Annotated in this window: 7 protein-coding genes and 1 pseudogene; 5 read left to right on the forward strand and 3 right to left on the reverse strand. The window is 28.3% G+C overall.

Translation table 11 applies throughout. The features are described 5' to 3' along the window. The first annotated feature begins 110 nt into the window (after positions 1–110). The 5 genes and pseudogenes from U881_RS13455 (at position 111) to U881_RS13105 (ending at position 4,475) form a co-directional block, all read left to right on the forward strand. A complete protein-coding gene (locus U881_RS13455) occupies positions 111–239 on the forward strand; it encodes a hypothetical protein (RefSeq protein WP_268744138.1) in 129 nt (42 codons plus the stop codon). Between the two features lie 581 nt (positions 240–820). Then, positions 821–1,087, forward strand: a pseudogene (locus U881_RS13620) (variable large family protein); the annotation flags it as partial. 533 nt (positions 1,088–1,620) lie between these two features. Further along, positions 1,621–2,688 carry a variable large family protein gene (locus U881_RS0100290; RefSeq protein ID WP_038362969.1) on the forward strand — a complete coding sequence of 356 codons (1,068 nt, stop codon included), beginning with the start codon at positions 1,621–1,623 and terminating at the stop codon, positions 2,686–2,688. A gap of 1,215 nt (positions 2,689–3,903) precedes the next feature. Next, positions 3,904–4,071 (forward strand): hypothetical protein, encoded by a 168-nt coding sequence (locus U881_RS13100; RefSeq protein WP_235048100.1) that lies wholly within the window; start codon positions 3,904–3,906, stop codon positions 4,069–4,071. Continuing rightward, complete coding sequence (locus tag U881_RS13105) at positions 4,047–4,475, forward strand: complement regulator-acquiring protein (RefSeq protein WP_024652895.1); 429 nt, start codon at positions 4,047–4,049, stop codon at positions 4,473–4,475. Before U881_RS13100 ends, U881_RS13105 begins: the two co-directional genes overlap by 25 nt. 1,050 nt (positions 4,476–5,525) lie before the next feature. Here the strand turns inward: U881_RS13105 and U881_RS13110 are convergent. From U881_RS13110 to U881_RS0100335, 3 genes are all read right to left on the reverse strand, one after another. Beyond that, positions 5,526–5,954: a complement regulator-acquiring protein gene (locus tag U881_RS13110; RefSeq protein ID WP_024652895.1), complete on the reverse strand. Its 429-nt coding sequence runs from the start codon at positions 5,952–5,954 to the stop codon at positions 5,526–5,528. Then, on the reverse strand, positions 5,930–6,097 hold the full coding sequence (locus U881_RS13115) for a hypothetical protein (protein WP_235048100.1): 168 nt from the start codon (positions 6,095–6,097) through the stop codon (positions 5,930–5,932). The genes U881_RS13110 and U881_RS13115 overlap by 25 nt, the downstream gene beginning before the upstream one ends. Before the next feature lie 1,215 nt (positions 6,098–7,312). After that, on the reverse strand, positions 7,313–8,380 hold the full coding sequence (locus U881_RS0100335; RefSeq protein ID WP_038362969.1) for a variable large family protein: 1,068 nt from the start codon (positions 8,378–8,380) through the stop codon (positions 7,313–7,315). Positions 8,381–8,431 lie beyond the last annotated feature (51 nt).

The following is an 8,431-nucleotide window of genomic DNA, read 5'->3' on the forward strand; positions in this document are numbered from 1 at the left end:
AGACTGTATCTAGTTCTGATAAAAAATAATCTTGAATAAGATCAGTAAATTAATTAATACACAGTAATAAAGTCATAGAAATAAAAAAGGCTTTCTTATTAAGGGGGCCTTTGGTTTTATATAAATTTACGGATAATCTAGAGAAAGTGAGAGAAGCTGTTAAGGGAATAAAATATTTTGATGCTGTTGGAACTAATACTTCAGAAGTTGGTATTACTCAAACTACTGCTACTAAATAAATCCTTAAACTAAAAAATAAAGTTAATAAAGGAAAACATTGCACTACTCTCTATTTATGGGAGTGAGTAGTTTTTCTTTTTTTGTATTTTGTTTTAGTACCATAAATATGGTGTAAATATAGTTCAGTAACCATTGAAAACCTTGTTTAGCTAACCTTTTTCTAATTATGATTAAAAGAAAAAATCTAGGATATTAGTTTTACTAGCTTTTGTTTTTCTCTTATTAAAAGTTTATTAACTGTTTTGTTACTTTTAGAAGAGAAAAATCAGGAGGCAAGAAGCAATGAAGAAAAGAAAGAATAGAGATAATAATTATGAATTGATTATTATTGATATTTTGTGGAAGTGGGTACTTTTAGCAGTAAAGAAGAGGAATAATTTTTTAGAGTAATTGGTTAGGATAGTAGAAGGTATTTATGAGGTTTTGGCATTTTTGGTAATGCAATTGGGGATGAATTAGGATTTAATGTTGTTATAGTGTTGGCGTCTTGTTAAATATTTATCGTGTGTTTGTTTGATAGGTACATTTCATTTTTATTTCATTTTTGTTCTTGCTTTGGGAGAAGGAAGAGGGATAGGAGTATTTTAGTGATATTGCTGCTGGTACTATGGAAACAACGAAAGCAAAATTGAATGAGATTTTAGAGAAGAATGGGAATTATGAAAAGATAAAATAAAAGGTTGCTGCTTTTATCACAACTATCGATAAGATTGCAAGAAGGAAAAAAACTGCGGTTTCTGGTGCTAGTGGTAGTGATTTTATAGGAAATGCTGTTAAAAATGTTGATGTCAAAGCTGCTAATATGGAAAGTGTTAACTTTTTAGTTAAAGAAATTAAAAAATTATTGAAATTGTTTTGAAGGCTAAATGAAATATTGGCTGCATTGAAGCAAGAAGATAAGACAGTAGAAGTAGTAATTAGTGGACAATAATAAATAATTATAGGTAAAAATTAGTAAAATAAAAAAGTTATTTAAGGAAAATACTTCTCTTATTCTTTTTGAAGTCATAAATTAAGTGATTTAATATATTTCTTTTATATTTTTTATTCGACATTCATTTATCATGTGTGTCTATCATTTATTCATTTTTTTTCGTTTTTTCTGTTGGAGTAAAGTTTTAGAAAAGAGAAGAAAGGAATCATAAAAGAAGGAAGGGAAGTTAAAAGAAGAAAAAAAAGAGAAGTTAAAAAGAAGAGAAGGAAGTATGTATTCTTTTTAGAAGTAAGATAAGATTAGAGAGGAAAGGGAAGAGAAGGGAGCTTTAAATAAGAGGATTTAAAGATTGGGGGGAATAAAGAGTTGATTAAGGAGGGAAAATTATGATGAGTGGAATTAGAGGAATAAAAGATAAAGAAGAAATTAGAGGGGGTAGTGGGAAGATGAAGACGATTATCAAGAGATGTTTGCTTATTATTATGATTTTGGGAGTTATGGGATGTGGACAACAAGGAGAGAAACCAGGAGGGAAAAGTTTAAGTGAAGTACTAATGGAAGTTGGAAGAAGTACTGAGAATGCTTTTTACGCATTTATAGAGTTAGTCTCAGATGTTTTAGGCTTTACTGCAAAAGCATCTACAACTAAGCAACAGGTAGGAGATTATTTTAACAGACTAGGTGATAAGCTTGGAACAGCATCAGGAGAGTTAGAAGAGGTAGCAGTAAAATCAGAAAAAGGTGTTGATAAAAATGATGTATCAAAAAATCTAATTAGAGATGCGGTTGATGTTGCTAAGACTACTTTAAATACATTAAAAGATCATTTAGAATCCCTAGGAACGGTAGGTGATGCTAAGCCGGTAGGTGATGCAGGAAGTGATGCGACAGGGGCAGCAACAAATGAAGGTGAGTTAAAGAAAGCTCTTAAAGCATTGAAAGGAATAGTGGAAATAGCAAAAGGTGCAGGTGTTGCAGAACCGACTGTAGGGACTGTGGCATTAAATGGAACTGGAGTAGATAATAAAGAGGGAGCTAGGATATTAGCTACAGATAATAAAGCAGCATCAGCAACAGATGCAGGTAAAGCATCATTAATACTGTCAGCAGTAAGTGGAGAAGAAATATTAGCATCAATAATTAAATCTGAAGAGGGTGATTCGGCATTAGGAGGATCGGCTCCAAATGAAAATACAACTGCAGTGTCATTTGCCAAAGGAGGTAATGTGGCTAACTTAGCAAATGCAAGTACTCCGAAAGCAGCAGCAGTAGCAGGAGGAATTGCATTGCGTTCATTGGTTAAGGATGGTAAACTAGCATCAGGAGCAGCAGATAATAATGCGGGAGGAAAACAAGACGTACAAGGTGTAGGAGTAACTTCAATAAATAAATTGTTAAGGGCAGTAGAAGATATAATTAATAAAACGGTTAAGCATGTGCTTGGAACAGCGAAACAGAAAATAGATGAAGCAAGAGGTCCACAAGTATCGTCTTTAGAATCAAGTAAGAAGTAATAAGACGGATAGTTTTTTTGATTATTTAGGAATGAGATAGAAGGCAAGCTTAGATATGTTTCTAAATTGCCTTTTTTTGTTAAGTTGAAAATCAGAATTTATAAATTTAATGAAGAAAAGAAAAAAAGTAAGAGAGATGATAATAATGGCTTTATTTTTATTAAAATCAATACAAAGAAAGAGGGGGTAGGAGGATATTTTAGCAGTTTAGGTAGTGAAAAATAAAAGTCAGTAATAAGTAAAGAGATAGTTTAGATTTTTACTTTAAAGAAATCATTTAAAGAAAATACTTCTTTTGTTCTTTATGAGGAAACAGAGAAGATGTTTTCTTCTTGAATTAGGTTATGTACTATAGATAGTGACATTACGAATACTATCTATAAGTATGATTATATGTGTTATAAATTTATATTTAAAAAAAGAATTTTAGCTTGCTTTTATTTAAATTTTATTTTATGGCAGCTAAATATAACTTTTAAGCTTTATGCGCACTTGGTATTTTCATAATTAATCAATTTAAAAATAAACAGTAATATACTGAAATCCCTGTTAAGCAATATACTTGTTAACATTGTATACCATAAATAAGAAATATTCAATAAATATGATCCTAGAATATTGATATGAATTGTACTAATCGATATTAATCTATATTTTTTTATAATTTTAGTGATTGACTAAGGCAGTATTAAAATTATAACCGAACAATATTAAGATAAAAAAGAGTTTAAATTGAAAAAATAATAGTTATAATAGTGTAAAAATACACCATGTCTTTTTTTATAGAAAATGGTTCATAAGTAAATAATTTTAGAGTAAGAATGTAGAAAAAAAGAAATAATTTTTATTAAAATATTTTGTATTTTGGACAAAGTGATATATATTATTAATTAATAACCATTATTATAAAATAACAATGGTTATTAATTTTAAGAAGGAGAATATTTGTGAGAAAAAATTTATTTATATTATTAATTTTAGGATTAATGTCTTGTAATTTAGATTCTAAATTATTGGATATTAAGGATAATAAAGGAATAGTCGAAGATTCTTAAAAGATGATGTTGTAAGTAGTTTTCAAGGTGATGAACCAATACAAGAGGATGTTGTTAATAAAGTTTCTGTTAAAAAAGTATTAGTAAGAGGAGATTCTGTAATAAGAGATGAGAAAGAGGAATTAATATATCTGCCCTTATAAATGATATTGATAATGTTATGGGATTAATAAATCAAGATAAGGCTGAAGTTGAAGATGCAAGTCAATATGGTATGAAGGATGAAGTGTTTAAATTAGTGTTAAATGAGGTTAATGATAAGACATTAGATCTAAGGAAGCAAGAAGATTATTTTATTCCTCTTTGTTATATAATAAAGAGAGAATAAAAGATTTTGCAGAAATTCTTAAAAAGATAGAATCGGATAATGCAAATAGGGGTACATGGATTGAAGATATGATGAATGTTATAGTAGGATGTCTTCAATTTAGTTTTGAAAGAGTAGTTGATAAATTAGAAGAGAATAGAGATAAACTTAATAAATTAAGTCTTGTTGATTTAAGAGAAATTAAATCAAAGCTTGAGGAAATTCAATTACAGAAATTAAGTTGGAGGAAAGCTGTAAATAGTCTTGTTGTATCTTATAAAGCTAAGACAGATGGAATTGATTCTGACAGTAAGAAATTGATAGAGCATATTGAGAAAAAATATAAAGATCTGATTACAGTTAAAATTCGTGGAATGAAAGCAGTATCTGATAGGATTATAGGTATTTTAGATACAATTAAGTGATTATTATAATAATTAAATACAAAGTAAGATAGATTAATGATATGTCTATCTTACTATATGTTGTTATTTTAGAGAATATTAGTGTTGTCTTTTAAATTCTTTTATACAAAAGAATTTAGTCATAAGGTGCCTTATTAAAATTTTTTTTTACAGAAAGTGATTCATTGTTTTATTTTTTTCTGTTATTACAATATTTATTGCATTTTCAATATTCGGATTATTATTCATTTTTTGTTGCGTGCCTTCTAAAAATCTTCTGCTCCAGCTTTCCTTTGATTCTCATGAATGAGTATATAGTATAGATTTTGAAAGAAAAATATCCAACACTCCTCATTTTTTGCAAATATATCATAAGCTTTTTATTAAAATTTACAATTTCTTCTATAGTCTGTGGTGTTTCAATAATAGCAAGAGTTATATATAAACTGCCTATTGATAAATAAGAATAAAGAATAAGTTAATAAGTTGATAATGGTGATGATTGAATAAAAAAAGGTAAGCATTTATACTAATAACAAATTATATATATAATTTGTTATTAGTATAAATGCTTACCTTTTTTTATTCAATCATCACCATTATCAACTTATTAACTTATTCTTTATTCTTATTTATCAATAGGCAGTTTATATATAACTCTTGCTATTATTGAAACACCACAGACTATAGAAGAAATTGTAAATTTTAATAAAAAGCTTATGATATATTTGCAAAAAATGAGGAGTGTTGGATATTTTTCTTTCAAAATCTATACTATATACTCATTCATGAGAATCAAAGGAAAGCTGGAGCAGAAGATTTTTAGAAGGCACGCAACAAAAAATGAATAATAATCCGAATATTGAAAATGCAATAAATATTGTAATAACAGAAAAAAATAAAACAATGAATCACTTTCTGTAAAAAAAAATTTTAATAAGGCACCTTATGACTAAATTCTTTTGTATAAAAGAATTTAAAAGACAACACTAATATTCTCTAAAATAACAACATATAGTAAGATAGACATATCATTAATCTATCTTACTTTGTATTTAATTATTATAATAATCACTTAATTGTATCTAAAATACCTATAATCCTATCAGATACTGCTTTCATTCCACGAATTTTAACTGTAATCAGATCTTTATATTTTTTCTCAATATGCTCTATCAATTTCTTACTGTCAGAATCAATTCCATCTGTCTTAGCTTTATAAGATACAACAAGACTATTTACAGCTTTCCTCCAACTTAATTTCTGTAATTGAATTTCCTCAAGCTTTGATTTAATTTCTCTTAAATCAACAAGACTTAATTTATTAAGTTTATCTCTATTCTCTTCTAATTTATCAACTACTCTTTCAAAACTAAATTGAAGACATCCTACTATAACATTCATCATATCTTCAATCCATGTACCCCTATTTGCATTATCCGATTCTATCTTTTTAAGAATTTCTGCAAAATCTTTTATTCTCTCTTTATTATATAACAAAGAGGAATAAAATAATCTTCTTGCTTCCTTAGATCTAATGTCTTATCATTAACCTCATTTAACACTAATTTAAACACTTCATCCTTCATACCATATTGACTTGCATCTTCAACTTCAGCCTTATCTTGATTTATTAATCCCATAACATTATCAATATCATTTATAAGGGCAGATATATTAATTCCTCTTTCTCATCTCTTATTACAGAATCTCCTCTTACTAATACTTTTTTAACAGAAACTTTATTAACAACATCCTCTTGTATTGGTTCATCACCTTGAAAACTACTTACAACATCATCTTTTAAGAATCTTCGACTATTCCTTTATTATCCTTAATATCCAATAATTTAGAATCTAAATTACAAGACATTAATCCTAAAATTAATAATATAAATAAATTTTTTCTCACAAATATTCTCCTTCTTAAAATTAATAACCATTGTTATTTTATAATAATGGTTATTAATTAATAATATATATCACTTTGTCCAAAATACAAAATATTTTAATAAAAATTATTTCTTTTTTTCTACATTCTTACTCTAAAATTATTTACTTATGAACCATTTTCTATAAAAAAAGACATGGTGTATTTTTACACTATTATAACTATTATTTTTTCAATTTAAACTCTTTTTTATCTTAATATTGTTCGGTTATAATTTTAATACTGCCTTAGTCAATCACTAAAATTATAAAAAAATATAGATTAATATCGATTAGTACAATTCATATCAATATTCTAGGATCATATTTATTGAATATTTCTTATTTATGGTATACAATGTTAACAAGTATATTGCTTAACAGGGATTTCAGTATATTACTGTTTATTTTTAAATTGATTAATTATGAAAATACCAAGTGCGCATAAAGCTTAAAAGTTATATTTAGCTGCCATAAAATAAAATTTAAATAAAAGCAAGCTAAAATTCTTTTTTTAAATATAAATTTATAACACATATAATCATACTTATAGATAGTATTCGTAATGTCACTATCTATAGTACATAACCTAATTCAAGAAGAAAACATCTTCTCTGTTTCCTCATAAAGAACAAAAGAAGTATTTTCTTTAAATGATTTCTTTAAAGTAAAAATCTAAACTATCTCTTTACTTATTACTGACTTTTATTTTTCACTACCTAAACTGCTAAAATATCCTCCTACCCCCTCTTTCTTTGTATTGATTTTAATAAAAATAAAGCCATTATTATCATCTCTCTTACTTTTTTTCTTTTCTTCATTAAATTTATAAATTCTGATTTTCAACTTAACAAAAAAAGGCAATTTAGAAACATATCTAAGCTTGCCTTCTATCTCATTCCTAAATAATCAAAAAAACTATCCGTCTTATTACTTCTTACTTGATTCTAAAGACGATACTTGTGGACCTCTTGCTTCATCTATTTTCTGTTTCGCTGTTCCAAGCACATGCTTAACCGTTTTATTAATTATATCTTCTACTGCCCTTAACAATTTATTTATTGAAGTTACTCCTACACCTTGTACGTCTTGTTTTCCTCCCGCATTATTATCTGCTGCTCCTGATGCTAGTTTACCATCCTTAACCAATGAACGCAATGCAATTCCTCCTGCTACTGCTGCTGCTTTCGGAGTACTTGCATTTGCTAAGTTAGCCACATTACCTCCTTTGGCAAATGACACTGCAGTTGTATTTTCATTTGGAGCCGATCCTCCTAATGCCGAATCACCCTCTTCAGATTTAATTATTGATGCTAATATTTCTTCTCCACTTACTGCTGACAGTATTAATGATGCTTTACCTGCATCTGTTGCTGATGCTGCTTTATTATCTGTAGCTAATATCCTAGCTCCCTCTTTATTATCTACTCCAGTTCCATTTAATGCCACAGTCCCTACAGTCGGTTCTGCAACACCTGCACCTTTTGCTATTTCCACTATTCCTTTCAATGCTTTAAGAGCTTTCTTTAACTCACCTTCATTTGTTGCTGCCCCTGTCGCATCACTTCCTGCATCACCTACCGGCTTAGCATCACCTACCGTTCCTAGGGATTCTAAATGATCTTTTAATGTATTTAAAGTAGTCTTAGCAACATCAACCGCATCTCTAATTAGATTTTTTGATACATCATTTTTATCAACACCTTTTTCTGATTTTACTGCTACCTCTTCTAACTCTCCTGATGCTGTTCCAAGCTTATCACCTAGTCTGTTAAAATAATCTCCTACCTGTTGCTTAGTTGTAGATGCTTTTGCAGTAAAGCCTAAAACATCTGAGACTAACTCTATAAATGCGTAAAAAGCATTCTCAGTACTTCTTCCAACTTCCATTAGTACTTCACTTAAACTTTTCCCTCCTGGTTTCTCTCCTTGTTGTCCACATCCCATAACTCCCAAAATCATAATAATAAGCAAACATCTCTTGATAATCGTCTTCATCTTCCCACTACCCCCTCTAATTTCTTCTTTATCTTTTATTCCTCTAATTCC

The organism is Borrelia persica No12, from assembly GCF_000500045.1.
GTDB classification, from domain to species: domain Bacteria; phylum Spirochaetota; class Spirochaetia; order Borreliales; family Borreliaceae; genus Borrelia; species Borrelia persica.